This is a genomic window from Halogeometricum pallidum JCM 14848 (genome assembly GCF_000337095.1).
GTDB classification, from domain to species: domain Archaea; phylum Halobacteriota; class Halobacteria; order Halobacteriales; family Haloferacaceae; genus Halogeometricum; species Halogeometricum pallidum.
This window is the reverse complement of record NZ_AOIV01000041.1, coordinates 52,280-70,263: the sequence shown is the minus strand read 5'-3', so window position 1 is coordinate 70,263 and position 17,984 is coordinate 52,280. Positions and strand designations below refer to the sequence as shown.

Sequence of the window (17,984 nt, the reverse complement as noted above, 5' to 3'; positions counted from 1 at the left end):
CCGTCTCGACAGCAACCGGTTGCTCAGGGGCGCGGGTCCCACTCGCGTTCGACGAGGAAGTCGTCGAGTTTCCCCTTTGGATTCTCGAACACGTTCGATCCGTGAAACACCAACAGCGTCTCGAAATTGTACTGAAGCAGGTTATAGAGGTTGATCTCGGCCGCTTCGTGGTCGTCGTTGAAGAGTGCCGGCGGCGGGAGGAGGTAGCCGGCCGGGAGACCGGCGCGGTCCGCGCCGTCGAGTGCGTCCCCCGAGATGAGGATATCCCGGTCTCGGAGCAACAGCGCGGACGTCCCCTGCGTATGGCCGGGGACCTGTATCACCTCGATATTGCCGTCGAGGACATCCCCGTCCTCGTAGCGGACGTCCGGCTCGTACTCGATGGCCTCGTACAGTTTCGTCTCGTTGTCGGGAGCCGCCAGCGTCGGCGAGAACGCATCCATCACATACGGAAGTCCGCCGTGGTGCCCGTGGTCACCGTGCGTCAGGATGACGCGGTCAACGCCGCCGAACTCGTTCCGGAGCACCGCCACGAGTTCCTCGCCGTTCTCCTCGAACGCCGTGTCGATGAGGGTGGTCTCTCCGCTCGGTACGTCCTCCAGTACGTACACGCGGACGTGCTCGAACTGGATCAGCGATATACCTTTGACGACGCTCTCCGCGCTCATGTTCGTAGGCGACTCGCTTCGCGGAAAAAATAAAACTACCGATGAGCGAGGGTACAGCCGTTCTCTCCCAGACTCCGTGCCGCCGTCCGCGTGTTCGGCCACACCCCACTTCAACATCGTTGAAGTGATTCCTAGCACTTAAGATACGACGACCGAATGCGGAGGTATGAGCGAGAACGACCCGTCGGGCGCGCGGCAGTTGAAGAGCGTCTCTCGAGCGTTCGACATCGTGGAGTATCTGCGGACGGAGGGGCCGGCCACGCTCTCGGCGGTCGCAGAGGAGTTCGACACGCCGATGAGCACCGCCCACATCCACCTCGTCACTCTCGTCGAGAACGACTACGTGATAAAGCGCGACGGGCGGTACGAGTGCAGTTTCCTCTTTCTCCGCACCGGTGGTCAACTGCGCGACCAGTTGCCGCTGTATCAGGCCGCGAAATCGGAGATCGACGACCTCCGAACGCAGTCCGGGGAAATCGCGAATGTCGGGACCGAACAGAACGGGTACATGGTACAACTCTACAAGTCGGAGGGACCCGAATCGATAGACGACAACGCGGCCTTGGGTGCGCACCTCTACTTGCACAACACGGCGCTCGGGAAGGCGATGCTGTCTCAGTTCTCCGACGAGAGAGTGGAGGCTATCCTCGACCTGCGGGGGCTCCCGGCGCTCACCGAGGAGAGCATCGTCGACAGAGCGGCGCTGTTCGAGGAACTTGCGGAGACGCGAGAACGAGGGTACGCCGTGAACCGGGGAGAGCACTTCGTCGGGGTCAGCGCCGTCGCCGCTCCAATATTATCGAACTCGGGCGGCGTCGTCGGCGCGATCAGCATCAGCGGCCCCCTCAGCCGGATGGGAGACGAGCGCATCGAGGAAACGCTCGCCCCGGCGATACTGAACAAAAAGAACATCATCGAACTCAAACTCTCCCAACGGTAGCTCTCTCGTTTCTGACTCTATCGCCGTACCGTTCGTTCCCTCTCCCGTTTTCCGTTACGCTCCTATGTTCGTAATTCTCACGTTCGCCACTGGTTCAATATTATTGAAGTAGAGATAGTGGTTTTTCTTCCGAAAACACCTGTTAAAGGTCTCGTCGGAGCCTGAGGGACCGATTCCACTTCGCAGAAGCTATAAATATCTCCAGTCTCAACCTCCATTATCGATGAGTACGCAAAGAGTCCTCATTACCGGTCCGTTCGGCGAGGCGGGAGAAGCCCTGCGCAACCACCTGGTGGGCAAGGAGCGATACGAGTTCACCTTCCTCGACCGGAACGAGCACCCCGACTACGAGACGCACGTGGCCGATGTCAGCAACTACGAGGAGATCCGGCCCGCCTTCGACGGGCAGGACGCCGTCGTCCACCTCGCCGCTCAGTCCGACGCCGGGGCGGAGTTCGAGGACATCGTCCAACCGAATATCGTCGGCACGTACAACGTCCTCAAGGCGGCCCAGGACGCCGAAGTGGAGAAGTTAGTGTACGCGTCCTCACAACGGGTCATGGGTCTGTACGAGGAGGACCACGCGCCGGAACTCTACGAGAAGGACCATCCGCTGTTGCTCGATCACGAGTCGCTGCCGAAACCGGACGGATACTACGGCGCGTCGAAGGTCTTCGGCGAAAACGTCCTCCGGTCGCACGCGCGACGCGACTCGTATCCGAAACGGCTGTTCTCGCTCCGCATCTCCAGCGTCCGCACCGAGCGGTACGACCATCCGTATGGCGACGCCGAACGGGGCGTCGACAGGGGTGACGAGCACAAACTTGACGGCGACGAAGTCTGGGACCAATCGCAAACGGGGTCTTGGGAGCGCGGGAGCGAGGAGTACGAACGGATGGTGAAACGGCTGAAAGCGACGTGGACCTCCCAGCGAGATTTCGCCCACCTCATCGAGTGCTGCCTCCAGAACGAGACGGTGACGTACGACACCTTCTACGCCGTCAGCGACAACGAGTCTCGGTGGTTCGACACCGAGCACGCAAAGGAGGTTCTCGGATACGAACCGAAGGACGACGGGTGTCGGTGGGACGGTCCGCCCGAGGCGGAGGACCCTTCCCCCGAGTCGAAACGATGACCCCGGTCAGAACGTCGTTTGGGTTCGACGACCGGTAACGCGGTGCGACGGTCGGTACGCGAGTATAGGACGCCGGCCGCTCTCCTCTTCGGTCGTGACTTCGGAGAGCAATCTCCAACCTCGCGCACGACGGCTCACAGAATGGTGTACGGGCGGGTTCGAAGGAATTCGATCGTCGCTCTGCTCGTCAGTCCGCAGTCAAGGCCACTGAAGACTACAGTTCCAAGACGTCGAAGACGGGTTTGCAGGTCTCGCCGGCGAGAAACGCCTCGAACGCCCCGTCGGCGTCGAGGAGCGAGAATCGGTCGTCGATGAACGTCTCGCAGTCGATGTCTCCGGACTGGATGAGTCGCAGTCCGCGCTCGAAGTCCTCGTACGTCGCCCCGTAACTGCACTGGAGGTCGACTTCGGCGCGGACGAGCGGCGAGTACGGCATCGTCGTCTCGCCGGTCTGCCCCACGAGCACTATCTGGCCGCCTTTGCGTGTCTCGTCCGCGGCGGTGGTCAACCCCGACGGGTGGCCCGTCGTGTCCAACACCACGTCGTACCCGATGCCGTCCGTCAGCCGGTCGCGGTGCGACGCGACGTCCGTTTCGGCGACGTTGAGCGTCTCGAATCCGAGTTCCCGAGCGAGCGGGAGACGGTACTTCGAATCCCGTCCGACGCCGGAGATGACCACGTCGCCACCCTGCGCGTCGGCGACCTGCGCGCACAGCAGTCCGATGGGCCCCGGCCCTTCGACCAAGACGCGGTCACCGGGGCTGACCCGCGAGTTCTCGATGACGGCGCGCGTCGCGATGGCTGTCGGTTCGACTATCGCGGCGTGCTTCGCCGAGACGCCGTCGGGGACTGGATGAAGGACGTGCTCCGGAACGGCGATGAGTTCCTCGTAGGCGCCGTCGTGGTCGATGCCGGTGAGTTCCGTGTGCTGACAGACGTTCTCCTCGCCTATCTGACACTGATAGCAGTCGCCGCACGGCCGAATCGGTCGCTCGACGACTCGGTCGCCGGGAGAGAATGCCGTCACGTCGGCGCCGACTTCGGCGACGCGACCCGAGTACTCGTGGCCGATGACCGTCGGGAGGTTCATCCGCTCGAAGGGCGCTTTGAACTTGTAGATGCCGGCGTCACTACCGCACATGCCGGCGTACTCCACCTCGACGAGCACCTCGTCGGACGCCGGTGTCGGACGCTCCCGTTCGATAAGTTCGACGTACCCTTCAGTACGCTCCGTCTTCGCTAATCCACGCATACAGCATCGTGGCAGCCCTGCGGATATAATTCTATGGATTGGGAGAGAGAAGAATTCGGGGACGGAGACGCGCTCAGCGGGAAGTGCAGAGATTTCGGGAGCCCATATTCTCATCAGAGTGCGCTGGTCCCGCCTCCGTCGCGCGACCGCTTCACCGTTCGGTCGCCCCTCGTTGAAAGACCCGCCCACATCGATGGGAGGGGAGCGGTCAGGTCTTTCTCGGAACACCGATAGTTTAACGTGAGCCGTACGCATCGTTCGCCACATGCACACGGTAGAGCATGACGTAGACCGTCCCGACAGCGACGTGGTTGCGGCGTTCGAAGACGTTCCGAGCACCATCGTCTCCGACGTCACCGGGAACATCGGACTGACGATGGACTCGGGGGTCCGGCCGGCGTACGACGGCGTGGAGATGGCTGGAACGGCGGTCACCGTCAACGCGTCGCCTGGGGACAACCTCATAATCCACAAGGCCATCACGATGACCGAACCCGGTGATGTCCTCGTCATCGACTGCAACGGGTACACCGAAACAGGCCACATCGGCGAACTGATGTGCACGTCCTGTCAGGCGAACGGACTCGCCGGAATCATCATCGACGGCGCGTACCGGGATAGCCGGGAAATCGCCGAGATGGAGTTTCCCGTGTACGGACGCGGAGTCAACCCTCAAGGACCGCTCAAGCAGGACCCGGGTTCGATAAACGTCACAGTCGCGTGCGGCGGGGTGAGCGTGGACCCGGGCGACATCGTTATCGGCGATGACGACGGAGTAGCCGTCATCCCGCCCGAAGGAGCCGAAGACGTGCTGGAGCGCTCCCGCGCGAAGCTCGATTCGGAGGATTCCGTGCGCGAAGAAGTGCTTGAGGGAGAGTACCTGTACGAACTCAACGGCTACGACGAACTGTTCGACAACCTAACCATCGTCGGACCGGAAGACTCCATCCAGTAAGTGCACGGCGACGCTGCGCGAGTGACAACACTGACTCCGAGAGAGAACTCGGACAACAGAGACAACTGATTCACGCTGTCGCCGTACGGTCTCGCCCCTCGGTCGATTTTGACATTTGCGTTTCCGTCAGTAGTTCCGCGAAGAGCACGGTTCGCCCACCAAGACCTCGGTTCGATATTATTGAAGCAATGCGTTGGACAGTATCTGGCAGATGTTACATGGTTAGTACTGTAATAGTATCACTGATTCGTCCGAGAGCGGCCGGTACGGGGCAGATTTCATCGTTGCAAGATGCTCAAAGGAGGGGAGAACGCTACAGTAAGGAACGATCGTTCCGTGCATCCATCGAAACAGAGAGGAGGTAACGAGGTTCCGAACCTGAGAAACATTTTTGAATCCGCAGAGAGCTACGTATGACATGGACGTTGATGAGTGTCGACTGGTGGGTGTGACCGACGATTTAGCAACGGTACAAGCGGTCCGCGAGCTGGCGGACTACGTCGAGTTCCGATTGGGGAGTGCGGAGGACCCGCGGGCCCAACTCTCGAACTATACCCCAGGCGTCCCGCTTATCCTCTCACCAAGAGCGGCCACCGAAGGCGGGGATACGCTTGAGCCGGACGACGTGGCCAGCATCGCCGCCGCCGCGCCACCGGGCGTCGTGGAGATAGTAGAAGTGCCGTTGGCCGATGCGGACGAACGGGGCGAAACGTTCGAACGGCTCCGCAGCCGAGAGATCCAATTACTAATATCGAGCTACAGCAACGAAGCGGCTCCGTCGAAAGAGGAACTCCGGGAGACCATCTCCGAGTGCGGAGAGCACGGGGACCTCATCAAAGTCGTCATCCTCGTCGAGGACGAGAGAGACGCGCTGGTACTGCTGGAGTGTTTGAACGACGCTTCGCGGGGCGAGACGGACATTGCGGGGTATGGGAGCGGAGCGGCCGGGAAGCACACTCGCGTGGTCAGCGCGTTCTACGGGTCGAGATTAGCCTACGCCCCCATCCGACCCGACACCGGGTCGGGAGACATCAGCTTGAAACAACTCAACGATGTGCTAAATACGATCGCGGATGCGCAAGGAATTAGCCGCGGAGACGAACTCGCGGAAAGTTTGTAGCCGCTATCGTGTGGTGATCTTCTATTTCGACTTGAAACAGATACTGCGTAGTGAATATAATTTCTTGTACTGTTTTCGCTTCGGGGCTGTCGGGTCAGTCGCCCGTGGCGTTCGCGAGCGAGAGACACACGGGCGCGATATTGCGGAAAGAGCCAACGTTTATACCCGACAGAGTGATAAGACCTCACATGAAAATCGAGGAATCGGCTCTCGCTGCAACAACAAATGACCTAACACGAGAGAAGGACGCTCGAGGAATCGCCGACCTCATCGAGTTCCGGATGGACAAAGCGGAGAATCCGATCGAACAACTGGAGGCGTACGACGGCGAACTGCCGATCATCGCGACGAACCGGGCGCGATGGTTCGGCGGAAAGGCGAACGACACGGGACGACTCGACGACCTCTTCTCCGCGTCGCGGTTCGACTCCGTGAAGTTCGTCGATATCGAGTACGAGACGATTCGCTCGAAGGAGTGGCTCGCCGCAGAGTTCCGCGAGAACGACGTGCAACTCATCATCTCCCATCACGACTTCGACGACACGCCCGAGAGAGCGGTGCTCGACGCCATCATCGAACAGTGCGCGGCGTACGGCGACATCGCCAAGGTGGCGACGTTCCCGCGGGACCAATCGGACACGCTCACGCTTCTCGAAGCCGTCCACGCCGCCACGCAGAAGGGAATCGACGTCGCGGGAATCTCGATGGGTGAGATCGGAAGCCACACCCGCGTCATCGGTCATCTCTACGGCTCCAAACTCGGATACGCGCCGCTGCTGGCGGACGACGTCGACTACGCGCCGGGCCAGATTCCGCTCGAAAAACTCGCGTCGCTCATCGAACTCACGAAGAACAACAGCGTCGACGACGACGTGATGGACACGCTTCGGAGCGAGGTATCGGTACCGAAGGAGATTCCGCTGTCAGAGTAGCCCCGTTGAAGACCCGATTCCGAAGTTATCGTTTCGTCTGTTTTCCGCTCAAACGCCCGATGTCGGTTAGGACTGCACTCGCCGTCTCGACGCCGCCCGCTCCGCGACCCGAGAGGTTCATCTGACCGGCGTTCTCGATGTCCAACTGCACGGCGTTGTGCGTTCCGGTGGGGGCGACCGGACTCTCGACGGGGACGAGACGCGGACTCACCCGAACGCTCCCGTTACGCACCTCCGCGAGGAGCCGAATCGTCTGGCCGTCCTCCCGCGCCAGTTCGAGCAGGGTCCCGGGGAGCGCCTGAATACCGTCCACGGAAGCGTCCTCGATGCTGTACTCCCCGTCGAAGAGGAGATTGGCGACGATGACTCCCTTGAGCGCGGTGTCCGTCCCGTCGACGTCGAACGTCGGGTCCGCTTCCGCGACGCCCAAGTCCTGCGCCTCCGCGAGGACGTGCTCGTAGTCCAGTCCTTCGGCGCTCATCCGCGAGAGGACGAAGTTGGCCGTCCCGTTCAGAACGCCGTGGAGCGAGTCGACCCGCGACGTTCCGAACCCCTCGATGGTGGAGATAACCGGGATCGCACCCCCGACCGTCGCCTCGAACCGGACCGACCCGGCGCTCTCGGCTTCGAGTTCCCGAACGTCGCCGTACCGCTCCGCGATCGGACCCTTGTTCGCCAGCACGACGTGTCGGTCCCGTTCGAGCGCGGTCCGAACGTGAGAGAATCCGGGTTCGGCGTCGCCGAGCGTCGTCGGCGTCGCCTCGACGAGCACGTCGTACTCGGCATCCAACACGGCCTCCGGGTCGCCCGACCCGACCGTACCCTCGGTGCGCTTCGTCGAGAGGGCGGACGCCACGTCGATACCGTCGGCGTCCACGACGGCGCTCCGCGAGTCCGCGAATCCGGTCACGGCGTGTCCGTACGCCTCGGCGAGTTCGACGACGGCGCTGCCGACGTCGCCGGCCCCGACGACGCCGACGTTCACGCGTGACCACCGGTGACGAGCGGTTCGACGAGACGAAGGTCTTTCTCCTCGGCGACCTCTCTGATGGCCGCCAATACCTCGTTTTTCGACCCCGACTGCGTCGCCATCCGGATGCGCGCGCTGGAAATCTCGGTGGAGCCTTGGGGTGCAGAGATCGAGATGTCCGTCACGGTGGCGCTTCGGGTCTCCTGAATGCGAGAGAGCGTGTTCGAGAAGTCGGTGTTGATGAGATGCCCGGAGAGGAGAACGGTCAGTTCCTGGCTGTACCGCTCGGTGCCGGCCTGGATGACGTTGACGTTGGTTCGGCTGAGCGCGTCGACGATCTTCTCGAAGCGGTCCGGGGTGGCCTCGACGTCGACGACGACCGGAATGTAACCCCGCGGGGTGACGTTTCCGCGCTCGTGAAAGATCGAGAGGAGGTTCCCGCCCTTTTCGGCGATGGGCTGGAGCGAACGGAGCAGTTCGCCCGGTTCGTCCACGAGTTCGAGACGGAGCGTGTACGACTGGACGGTACTGTCCGCCTCACTCATCCGTACACCACCGCATGCTAACGTTGTTCATCGGCGGATTTCGCTCGTGGGCGATAATAGAGGTGTCGTTCTCTGGGGGGCAGTCGACCGCGACGGACGCCGTCGAACGGCGAGAGTCGTCCCGGCGCCTCGCGAACGGCGGAACGAACCGCTCCGGTCCCGATCGACCGCGATCCCGGAGTCTCGAACTCGTCTCGACTGGCTACTTCGGTCGTCGAATTCCTCTCAAAAGGCGCTCAGTTTCACCAAACGCTCTTAGTATAGTTGTATCTGGGATATTGATACTATCTATCCGACATATGTAGATATATTCAGAATTATGGTGCCAGAAACGACCTTCCACACCTATTCTGTGATGCCTGTACACTCACTCGAATCGTGGAATTCGCTCGACGCCGCAGACTCGAACCAGCGTTTCGGAGTTCTCCTGAATCCGTGCGTAGAATCGCACGTTCCGTCGCTATCAGCCGACGGACCCGTGGCACGACCACCGCCACATCCACGGGAACTCTTAACACCTTCGGCGTGGTTGTCCTTCGCATGCCGCAGGTATTCGAGTCACCGGAGGCGTACGTACAGGGACGGGGCGTGGTAGACGATATCGGAGAACACGTCGGGTCGCTCGGGACGGCGTGTCTCCTCCTAGCCGACGACGTCGTGCTCGACCTCGTCGGCGAGCGGGTCGTTCAGAGTCTCGAAGCGGCGGATATCGAAGCCGAGACGCTCGAGTTCAACGGGGAGAGCTCCGAGACCGAGATACAGCGAGTTGCGGACGTCGTCGACGGACGCGGCACGGACGTCATCGTCGGTGCCGGCGGTGGGAAGGCGCTCGATACGGCGAAAGCGGTCCGCGAGGAGACGGGCGGAGCGATGGTCTCCATGCCGACCGTCGCGTCGACCGACTCGCCGACGAGTGCGCTGTCGGTCATCTACAGCGAGCACGGGGAGTTCGAGGAGTACAGATTCTACGACCAACACCCCGACCTCGTTCTCTTGGACACCGCGATCGTCGCCGGGGCTCCGACCCGGTTCTTCCGCTCCGGCGTCGCGGACGGACTCGCGACGTGGTTCGAGGCCGACGCGACGTACCGGTCGGGCGGTCAGAACGTCGTCGGCGGGACGCCGACGCGGGCCGGACACCGACTCGCGAAGCTCTGCTACGAGACGCTCCGCGACCACGCGCTCTCCGCCGTGGACGCCGTCGAGGAGGGCGCGGTCACCGAGAGCGTCGCGGCCGTCGCGGAGGCGAACACGCTGCTCAGCGGTCTCGGCTTCGAGAGCGGCGGACTGGCCGCGGCGCACTCGGTACACAACGGGCTGACGCAACTGGAGGAGACGCACGACGCCACACACGGCGAGAAGGTGAACGTCGGGACCGTCACGCAACTCGTGCTCGAAGGCCGCGAGGACGGCTTCGTCGAGGACTACGTCGAGTTCTCGCTGGCGCTCGGCCTCCCGGTGACGCTCGCCGATATCGGACTCGACGACGCGACGACGGCGCAGTTGGACACCGTCGCCGAGGCGGCGTGCGACCCCGAAGAGACGATTCACAACGAGCCGTTCGAGGTGACGCCGCCGATGGTCCGAGACGCGCTCCGGACCGCCGACAGAATCGGTCGTCGAGTCGGCGAACGGCAGTCGTAGCCGTTCGACGGAATCGAAAGAAAACCGCCGGAGTGCGCGCCGTTCGAGTGCGGCGGCTGCGGGGGCGGTCGACGCCCGGCGGACTACGGGATGATGACCGCCCGACCCTCTATCTCGCCGTGTTCGAGGCGCTCGGCGACGCTGTTGATATCGGAGAGGTCGTACTGGCTCGTTCGGAGTTCGACGTCCCCTCGGTCGACGAGGGCGACGAGTTCCTGCAGTTCGGTGTAGCGGCCGACGAGCGTCCCTCGGTAGGATAGTTCGCCGTCGACGAGCGTCTGAGACGGCTCGTGGACGTGGCCGCCGTAGCCGACGACGTGGTGGTCGGCTCCCGGCGCGGCGATGTCGGGGCCCATCGAGGTGGTCTCGTCGGCGCCGACGAAGTCGATAATCTGCTGGGCGCCGCTCCCGTCGGTGAGGTCGTCGACGGCGCTGGGGATGTCCTCCGCCGTCGGGTCGAGGACGTGCCTCGCGCCGAGTTCCGACGCGAGGTCGCGGGCGGCCTCCTTCACGTCGAGTGCGACGATGTCGGCGGCGCTCATCGCGTCCAGACACTGTAGCCCGATGTGCCCGAGGCCGCCGACGCCGACGACGACGGCCGTATCGCCCGGGTTCAGTTCGTCGGCCGCCTTCTTCACTGCGTGGTAGGCCGTGATGCCGGCGTCGGCGTGCGGCGCGATGTCCGCCGTGTCGACGTCGCCCGGTAGCGGGATGACGGCGCGCTCGTTCGTGAGGAGATACTCCGCGAAGCCGCCGTCCGTCGTGAGTCCCGGGAACGACAGATCCTCGCAGTACATGTCGTTTCCGAGCCGGCACGCCCGGCACGTCCCGCACGTCGCGACGGGGTGACAGATGACTCGGTCGCCCTCCTCGACCGTGTTTACCTCCTCGCCGACTTCGACGACGGTGCCCGCGTTCTCGTGGCCGAGCGTCATCGGGAGCGTCTGTTCGACGTAGTCGGTCCACATCCCCTCGATGATGTGGTTGTCGGTCTGACACCATCCCGCCCCCTCCACCTCGACGACGATGCCGTCGGAGACGTCGACGGACGGTCGGTCGACCTCGTCGATAGAAAGGGGTTCGCTCATGTCCTCGGTGTACTCGTGCAAACGTGCTGCTAACATGGTGCAAGAGGTAGTTCCGTATCATTCATTATAAATCCGCGGGTCGAACCGTCGTACGTCGTCTCCACCCACCCACTGGGACCCTCCGAGAGCCGACGAGACGGACAGGGAGCTTCAGGACTCGTCCGCCTGCGGTCCGTAGGTCTCCGGTCGGTCCGGGTCGAACCGCGCTTCGTTGAGCGCATCGCAGATGTTTCCCTGCCCGGTCATGTTGACCTTCGCGAGGCGACTCCGCTTGTGGACGAGGTCGAACTCGTCGGCGGGGATGGGGTCACCCTCCGGCGTTCGGAACAGCACGTCCTCGCCCGTCTCGACCAGTCCCGTAGCTTCGACCTTCTCGACGTACTCGGCGAGCGGTTCCCGCTCGACGGAGATACCGACCGAACCGTCCCGGACGAACACCGCTCCGTCTTCGGGCGAGACGTCCTCGCGTCGGAGCGCGACGATCTGTCGCTCGGTGAGGCCGGCCTCCAGGAGTTCGTTCAGCGCTTCGAACTGTCGGCCGACGCGCGCCTTGTCGTCGAGGGAGGCGCGGATACCGGCGACGTCGCCGTCGGCGTCCGGGAACGTCGACGCGAACGACTCGCGTGCGTTGACCCCGCGCGTGATCTCCGACTCGTGCATGTGGTCCCGGAGCGTGACCGTCGCCGTCTCGACCGAGGGGAGCGACTCGACCTCGTCGCGGGCGTCCGACGCCATCATCCACGCGAACGCGGGCGAACACCACGCCGTCGGGAGCGAGAACGTCACGTCGACGGCCGGGCCTCTGAGAACGATGTCGTCGACGTAGCCGAGTTCGACGATGGATTCGTCGAGTTCCGGGTCGGTGACGCGGTCCAGTCGGGCGCGTACGTCCGGGACGGACGGACCGTCCTCGCTGTGTGTTCGACTCGACATCAGTCTGCGGTGGCGTCGGGGGCGCCGTAGTGGTCTCCGAGCCCAAACTCCTCGGTGACGTCGTCGGACTGGAACTGTTCTTTTTTCGCCTCGATGTCGATGTCGTACAGTTCCGCGACGTTCTCGCCCATGATCTTTCGCATCACGTCGGGCGAGAGTTCGATGCCGTACTCGTCTTTCTGCTCGTCGGTGAGTTCGGCGTTCATCACCGTCTCGACCAGCCAGTCGGGGTTCCAGAGGGCGTAGTCGGAGCCGAAGATGATGCGATCCTCGCCGAGCCAGAACAGCAGTTCGCCCATTATCTCGCCGAACTTTCGCGGTCGGTTCTGCGCCATCGGCGCCGCGACGGCGAGTCCGCCGTAGACGTTCGGTTCCTGGGCGGCGATCCAACAGAAGTCGTCTAATCGGGGGAGTCCGACGTGTTCGACGACGAAGTCCAGATCGGGGAACGAACTCGCCGCGTCGTCGATGTCCGCGACGTCGAACGCGTCGCGGTTCAGCGGTCGAATCGTCGGCCCCTTGTGCGCGTGAATCTTGTCGATACCGAGGTCCGCGCACTTCTCTAAGAACTCGAACGCCTCGTCGCTGTCGAGACGCCACCCCTTCGATTCGCCCTTCCACTCCGCCGTGTAGACCTTCACGCCCTGGATGTCGTACTCCTCCTTCTGCCGTTCGAGGTCGCGCATCCCCGCGTCGCCGTCCCGCGGGTCGAACGCGCCGTTGAGCACGAACCGTTCGGGGTACTCCTCGGCCAACTCGGCGTTCTGGTCGATGGTGTTGAATCCCTCGTCGTAGAAGTCGGTGAGGTACGTCGGTTGGAAGACGGCCATGTCGGCCGCCGCGTTTCCGAACAGGTCCTCAGTCATCCGGTCGGGCCCGTAGTACCGATACTCCTCGAGGTCCCACTCTCGTTCCTCGGGCGTGAATCCGGTGTGGTAGTCGTAGAAACACTGGATGAATTCCTCGCCGCCTTGGTGTATGATGTTCTCCTCGCGGGCGTCCCAGAGATGGACGTGCCCGTCGATGACGAATATCTCCTCTCCGTCTTGTTGGTACATCCCGTATGGGACTCATGAACATACCATAATAATTGTTTTGGTGAGATACGCCTCGGCGGCTGAAACTCCCTTTCGTGGTCCGTTCAATCCTGTCGAACACCCGGAACCGGAGACATTCGACACGCGAGCTCAGGGTTAAACCGGCGTCTGCGAACGCGCCGTCGAGGCCGAAGTGGGTTCTACGCTGTCGAACACGATGCCAGATTTGATTACAGCCATAGTTCTGTAATATATGGACGATAGCGGGAACTCAGCCGTCGTGCGACGCGAGCGGCGGTTCTACTGTGGTGAAAATTGATTACTGTTCGGTCCGAAGGGACGACCATGGCACGCGAAACAGGGACGAAGCGAATCGAAGCCTCCGAACGGACGCTGGAGATTCTCGGCTTTCTCGCCGGCCGAGAGCGAACCACGGCGACGGAGGTAGCAGAGCGTCTGGGCATCGCGAAGAGCACGACGCACTACCACCTGAAGACACTGGAGGACGCGGAGTTCGTGGTCCGCGAACGCGACGGCTACAGGGTCAGTCTGAACCTGCTGACGATGGGACACGACGTCGTCTCTCAGATGAGCACGTACCAGGCGGGGAAAGCGAAGGTGGACGAACTCGCCCGCGAGACGGGCGAACTCTGCATCTTGATGGTCGAAGAGCACGGCTACGGCTACTACATCTACGACAATCGCGGGGAGGACGCGGTCAACTTCGACACCGCGGGGAACCGAAAGCGACTGCACGACAACGCGCTCGGCAAGGCGTTCCTCTCGCAGGTGTCGTCCGAACGCGTCGACGAAATCGTCGAGCGACACGGACTGCCGGCCACGACGCCGCGAACGATCACCGACCGGGAGAAACTGGACGCGGAACTGGAGACGGCGCGCACGGAGGGCGTCGCCTTCGACTACGAGGAGCAACTGAACGGCCTCTGCTGCGTCGCGGCCCCCATCAGGGACACCCAGTCCGACGACGTGTCGGTCAGAGGTGCCATCAGCGTCGCCGTCCCCGCGAGTCGCGCGCAGGACGACTACTTCACGGAGGAACTCCCGCGGGCGGTGTCTGACGCGGCGAACATCATCGAACTGGAGAGACAGGACTACTAAGCGCCACACGGGGGCGATATAGATCCGCCTTGGCGAGATACGGTGCTGTAGTACGGCGTTTCGAACACACCGGGAGTCAGGTGTACGCCCCGTCTCGGAATGAGGCGTCAGTTGGAACCCCGCGTAGTTGAGACGAACGGGTTGTTGAACGGAGAAGGTGCAGTCAGCAACGGGCTCATCTCGTTGAATAAGTCGGTGTGCGGAGTCCGCAGTTCTTCCGTCGGAACCGTCCCTGTTCTACCAGCAGGGGTACTCTACGTCGATACAGATGGGAACGACAATCACGGTGTCCGAACCGGGAATTGGAATCTCCAGGTCGATACAGTGAGTCCACGTGCAGTGCTTGTGAGGCGGGAACGGCCACGGCAACTGGAAACCACTCCCGAACGGGGACGTCAGACCGAACCCGCGAGAACGACTGTAGACGAAGTGTGATTTCTCACTCGAGCCCTCTTCGTAGACGTCAAGTTCGAATCTCGCGATGTGAACGTCTTTATCTCTGAGATGCTTGCCGGAGTGTTCTTCGAAGCCCGCGATTATCGACCCGACTGCAGTGTTGACTTCCTCGACAATCGATTCCTGTTTGTACCTTTTTAGTCCGGCTTTTGTCAAGTCCTCCAACCGGACATCCCCCTTCATTGTGAATCCTAGTACGCAGTCCGAGGAGATAAGTGACGTGTTTGATAATAACACGCAAAAAGACGGTCGTCTCAGCAATCCCCCCGGTTCGTGCGATAGCGTGTATCGGTACCGAAGACTGATCGTTAGAAACGGTCGTTCCGCGACAGTTCCACCGGTAGTCGCCGGCCGTCTCTACCGCTACGCGAGCGTGGGCCTTGGAGAAAATGGGGCTCTCCGGATGTGATAGCCCGCCTGCTTCGATTGGGACTTCTGTGGCCGATACGCCCGCGTCTCTCACCTGCTCGGCGAGTTCGGTCCCTAGAAGCGCTTCAGCGAGGTCAATCGGCCCATAGATGGGTCTATTCAACCCAATAGATAGATACAATCGGGAGATACAACAGCATTTTGGAGATATATGATTCCAGTATTTGAGTTGATGGAAGCTGAACAGTTCCAACCCACCCGTAGAATCAGTTCACGACGGCGCCGTGACCGCTCCCCGAGTGCGGTATCTAGCTTTATTTCCTTCTGCCACGGTGTATCATCTTATGGGGACAGACCACGCCTCACCACCAGCATCCGATGAGACGGAACCGGTGACGCTCTCGACGGGGGAGACGGTTACCCTCCCGTTGTCGACCGAAGCGACGATGCTGGGGGCCGTGTTCACGGTCCCGAGACGGCAACTCGCGGCGTTGTTGCCCGACGGGCTACGACCCATGCGGGTGACGGCGGGCGGAAAAGCGGCGGTGACGTTTCTCAGCGTCGAGTATCATCGCATCGGCAACGGCGAGATCGACCCGTACAACGAGTTTGCCGTCGTTCTGCCCGCCGTTCACGAGTCGGCGACGACGGTTCCGTATCTGTCGGCGCTGACCCACGGGACGAGCGGCTACATGTGGTATCTGCCGGTGACGACGGAACCGGCCAAAGCCCTCGGGGTCGATATCTGGGGGTTCCCGAAAGTCGTAGCCGACATCACCCACAGGGACGACGGTACCCGCCGACGAACGACCGTCACCGTCGACGGCGACCGGTTCATCACCTTCGAGACCACCTATCCGCCGTCGATGGAGATGCGGGACGACGGCTACACGTACACTGTCAAAGACGACACGTTGCTGCGCGTCCCGAACGAGGTACACGGTGAGATTGGCGCGTGGCCGTTCACTGACGAGGTTTCGGTGGCGTTCGGCGACTCTCACCGCGCGGAACCGCTTCGCGAACTCGGCATCGGTGACCGGGCACTCGCACGCGTCTCCGTCAAGGGTGAGGTTCAGTTCCACCCGGGCGAACCGCTGTTCGGGGAGTGAGAGACTACCGGCGGATGCCGTAAGCAATTATACGGCGAACGTATTTAGGGACGACAGGATCTTGTCTACTCTCTCGTTCGTCGCCCACGTCGTCATTTTTGCTCTCTCCGCGCTGATTTGCCTCGCTAGTATTCCGCAGGCGAGAAAGATACAGCATCGAGGGACCCGTGACGGATTCGTTGTACTGCTGTTTACGGTCGGGGTCTGGGCAATCGGCTACGTCGGATACCTCGTAGCGCCACTCGATTCCGTGAGACTGGCGTTCTATCTCCTCGGCATCAGTTCCGCGTTCGTTTCGGTCGGTGCCTTCCTCTATCTGTGCGCCGCCTATACCGGTCGTCCCCCCCGACAGATGCCCTATCGACGAGTCGCCGCTGGGATCTTTCTCTTCACGGTTCTTTTGAAGCTCACAAATCCACTGCACCACCTCTTCTTTACGACGACGTGGGCGAGTGACCCGTTCCCGCATCTCGCCGTCCAACACAACCCCCTCTATTGGATCTTCCTCGGCCTGTCGTATGCAGTCATCGCTGTCGGATTCTTCATGCTATTCGAACGGCTGTACCATACCGGAACCGATACGCGTCCGCTCGTCGTCCTTCTCGGACTCACCGGCCTCCCGGCGGGAGTCACGATACTCGCCGAGCAGATCCCGGCACTACTGCCGCTCATGTACGAGCCGCCGGGAGTGGCGATTTTCGCCGTCGGAACCTTGTTCGTCTACTTTCGACAGTTCGAAACCGTTCAGCTCACCAGCGGAACCGAAGCGCCCGCGATCTTTCTCGACCAAGACGAGCGTATCCGAGATTACAACCACGCAGCGGTCGAGCTTCTTCCGACCCTGCAGGGGTCGCTCGGGGAATCAGTCCACTCCGTGATTCCCCGCGTCGTAGATGCGCTTGCTGAGACGACCGAGTTCATCGAGATCGAGAACGAAGCCGGGCCGCGAGTCTATCAGGTGTCGAGTAGCCCGTTCCTGTCGGGAGAGGTAGCGACCGGTCAACTGATCACGCTCACCGATATCACCCAACGTGAGCGCTATCGCCGCGAGTTAGAGCAGACGAACGAACGGCTCGAAGAGTTCGCCAACGTCATTTCGCACGACCTCCGGAACCCGCTCAACGTGGCGCAGGGACGGGTCGATCTGGCACGGACGGAGTGTGACAGTGAGCACCTCGACCACGTCGTACGGGCCCATACTCGGATCGAGGTGTTGATCGACGACCTGCTCACACTCGCTCGTGAAGGCGAGCAGGTCGGTGAACTAGAGGCGGTTGCTGTCAGGGAGCTTATCGAGACGTGCTGGCAAACCGTCGAGACGGCTCAGGCAACGATTGTGATACAGATTGATCGGACGATTCAGGCCGACCGGAGCCGCGTCCAGCAACTGTTCGAGAACCTCATTCGGAACGCTATCGAGCACGGCGGTGCGGACGTGACTGTCACTGTCGGTGAACTGGCTGACGGATTCTACGTCGAGGACGATGGTCCCGGCATCCCCGAAGACGACCGCGACGGGGTATTTGACGCGGGCTACTCGACCGCCGAGGACGGAACCGGCTTCGGACTGAGCATCGTCACACAAGTCGCTGATGCTCACGGCTGGGACATCCGCGCGACAGAGGGAACGGACGGGGGCGCGCGATTCGAGATCAGGGGGGTAGAGTTCGTGGACTGAACAACCCGCTCGCTGAATCGGTCAGGAGACGGAA

At 62.0% G+C, this 17,984-nt stretch carries 17 protein-coding genes; 9 read left to right on the top strand and 8 right to left on the bottom strand.

The genetic code is table 11. The features are described 5' to 3' along the window. Positions 1-23: 23 nt before the first annotated feature. A complete protein-coding gene (locus C474_RS16650; RefSeq protein WP_008388935.1) occupies positions 24-668 on the bottom strand; it encodes an MBL fold metallo-hydrolase in 645 nt (214 codons plus the stop codon). Between the two features lie 166 nt (positions 669-834). Between C474_RS16650 and C474_RS16645 the strand changes: the two genes are divergently transcribed. Beyond that, on the top strand, positions 835-1,608 hold the full coding sequence (locus tag C474_RS16645) for an IclR family transcriptional regulator (protein ID WP_008388934.1): 774 nt from the start codon (positions 835-837) through the stop codon (positions 1,606-1,608). 223 nt (positions 1,609-1,831) lie between these two features. Next, the gene (locus tag C474_RS16640) at positions 1,832-2,743 is read left to right on the top strand and encodes an NAD-dependent epimerase/dehydratase family protein (protein ID WP_008388932.1); all 912 of its coding nucleotides are present in this window, start codon (positions 1,832-1,834) and stop codon (positions 2,741-2,743) included. Positions 2,744-2,957: 214 nt separating this feature from the next. Here the strand turns inward: C474_RS16640 and C474_RS16635 are convergent, their stop codons facing one another. Continuing rightward, the gene (locus tag C474_RS16635) at positions 2,958-3,995 is read right to left on the bottom strand and encodes a zinc-dependent alcohol dehydrogenase (RefSeq protein WP_008388930.1); all 1,038 of its coding nucleotides are present in this window, start codon (positions 3,993-3,995) and stop codon (positions 2,958-2,960) included. 265 nt (positions 3,996-4,260) lie between these two features. Between C474_RS16635 and C474_RS16630 the strand changes: the two genes are divergently transcribed. From C474_RS16630 to C474_RS16620, 3 genes are all read left to right on the top strand, one after another. After that, entirely contained in the window at positions 4,261-4,950 is a 690-nt protein-coding gene (locus C474_RS16630) for a 4-carboxy-4-hydroxy-2-oxoadipate aldolase/oxaloacetate decarboxylase (protein WP_008388929.1), read from the top strand. Positions 4,951-5,368: 418 nt separating this feature from the next. Further along, positions 5,369-6,070, top strand: coding sequence for a type I 3-dehydroquinate dehydratase (locus C474_RS16625; RefSeq protein WP_008388927.1), 702 nt, complete (start codon positions 5,369-5,371; stop codon positions 6,068-6,070). Between the two features lie 257 nt (positions 6,071-6,327). Further along, a complete protein-coding gene (locus tag C474_RS16620; RefSeq protein WP_193363660.1) occupies positions 6,328-7,002 on the top strand; it encodes a type I 3-dehydroquinate dehydratase in 675 nt (224 codons plus the stop codon). A 25-nt stretch (positions 7,003-7,027) separates the two neighbouring features. Here C474_RS16620 and C474_RS16615 read toward each other — a convergent pair whose 3' ends face one another. Both C474_RS16615 and C474_RS16610 read right to left on the bottom strand, forming a co-directional pair. After that, positions 7,028-7,987, bottom strand: coding sequence for a homoserine dehydrogenase (locus tag C474_RS16615; protein ID WP_008388924.1), 960 nt, complete (start codon positions 7,985-7,987; stop codon positions 7,028-7,030). Then, the gene (locus C474_RS16610) at positions 7,984-8,517 is read right to left on the bottom strand and encodes an amino acid-binding protein (RefSeq protein WP_008388921.1); all 534 of its coding nucleotides are present in this window, start codon (positions 8,515-8,517) and stop codon (positions 7,984-7,986) included. Before C474_RS16610 ends, C474_RS16615 begins: the two co-directional genes overlap by 4 nt. Before the next feature lie 540 nt (positions 8,518-9,057). On the opposite strand from C474_RS16610, the gene C474_RS16605 reads away from it, so the two are divergent. Beyond that, on the top strand, positions 9,058-10,161 hold the full coding sequence (locus C474_RS16605) for a glycerol dehydrogenase (protein WP_049917135.1): 1,104 nt from the start codon (positions 9,058-9,060) through the stop codon (positions 10,159-10,161). An 83-nt stretch (positions 10,162-10,244) separates the two neighbouring features. Here the strand turns inward: C474_RS16605 and C474_RS16600 are convergent, their stop codons facing one another. The 3 genes from C474_RS16600 to C474_RS16590 all read right to left on the bottom strand — a co-directional run bounded on the left by C474_RS16600 (position 10,245) and on the right by C474_RS16590 (position 13,240). Next, positions 10,245-11,285: an NAD(P)-dependent alcohol dehydrogenase gene (locus tag C474_RS16600; RefSeq protein ID WP_008388917.1), complete on the bottom strand. Its 1,041-nt coding sequence runs from the start codon at positions 11,283-11,285 to the stop codon at positions 10,245-10,247. A gap of 114 nt (positions 11,286-11,399) precedes the next feature. Continuing rightward, the gene (locus tag C474_RS16595; protein WP_008388915.1) at positions 11,400-12,182 is read right to left on the bottom strand and encodes an iron-sulfur cluster assembly protein; all 783 of its coding nucleotides are present in this window, start codon (positions 12,180-12,182) and stop codon (positions 11,400-11,402) included. Continuing rightward, complete coding sequence (locus C474_RS16590; protein WP_008388914.1) at positions 12,182-13,240, bottom strand: amidohydrolase family protein; 1,059 nt, start codon at positions 13,238-13,240, stop codon at positions 12,182-12,184. Before C474_RS16590 ends, C474_RS16595 begins: the two co-directional genes overlap by 1 nt. A 324-nt stretch (positions 13,241-13,564) precedes the next feature. Between C474_RS16590 and C474_RS16585 the strand changes: the two genes are divergently transcribed. After that, positions 13,565-14,338, top strand: a complete 774-nt coding sequence (locus tag C474_RS16585; protein ID WP_008388912.1) for an IclR family transcriptional regulator — start codon at positions 13,565-13,567, stop codon at positions 14,336-14,338. Between the two features lie 237 nt (positions 14,339-14,575). Here C474_RS16585 and C474_RS16580 read toward each other — a convergent pair whose 3' ends face one another. After that, entirely contained in the window at positions 14,576-14,977 is a 402-nt protein-coding gene (locus C474_RS16580; protein WP_008388910.1) for a hypothetical protein, read from the bottom strand. 530 nt (positions 14,978-15,507) lie between these two features. Here C474_RS16580 and C474_RS16575 point away from each other — a divergent pair. Both C474_RS16575 and C474_RS16570 read left to right on the top strand, forming a co-directional pair. Then, positions 15,508-16,272, top strand: a complete 765-nt coding sequence (locus C474_RS16575; RefSeq protein ID WP_049917134.1) for an acetoacetate decarboxylase family protein — start codon at positions 15,508-15,510, stop codon at positions 16,270-16,272. 61 nt (positions 16,273-16,333) lie between these two features. Further along, the gene (locus C474_RS16570) at positions 16,334-17,950 is read left to right on the top strand and encodes a sensor histidine kinase (protein ID WP_008388906.1); all 1,617 of its coding nucleotides are present in this window, start codon (positions 16,334-16,336) and stop codon (positions 17,948-17,950) included. Positions 17,951-17,984: the final 34 nt, after the last annotated feature.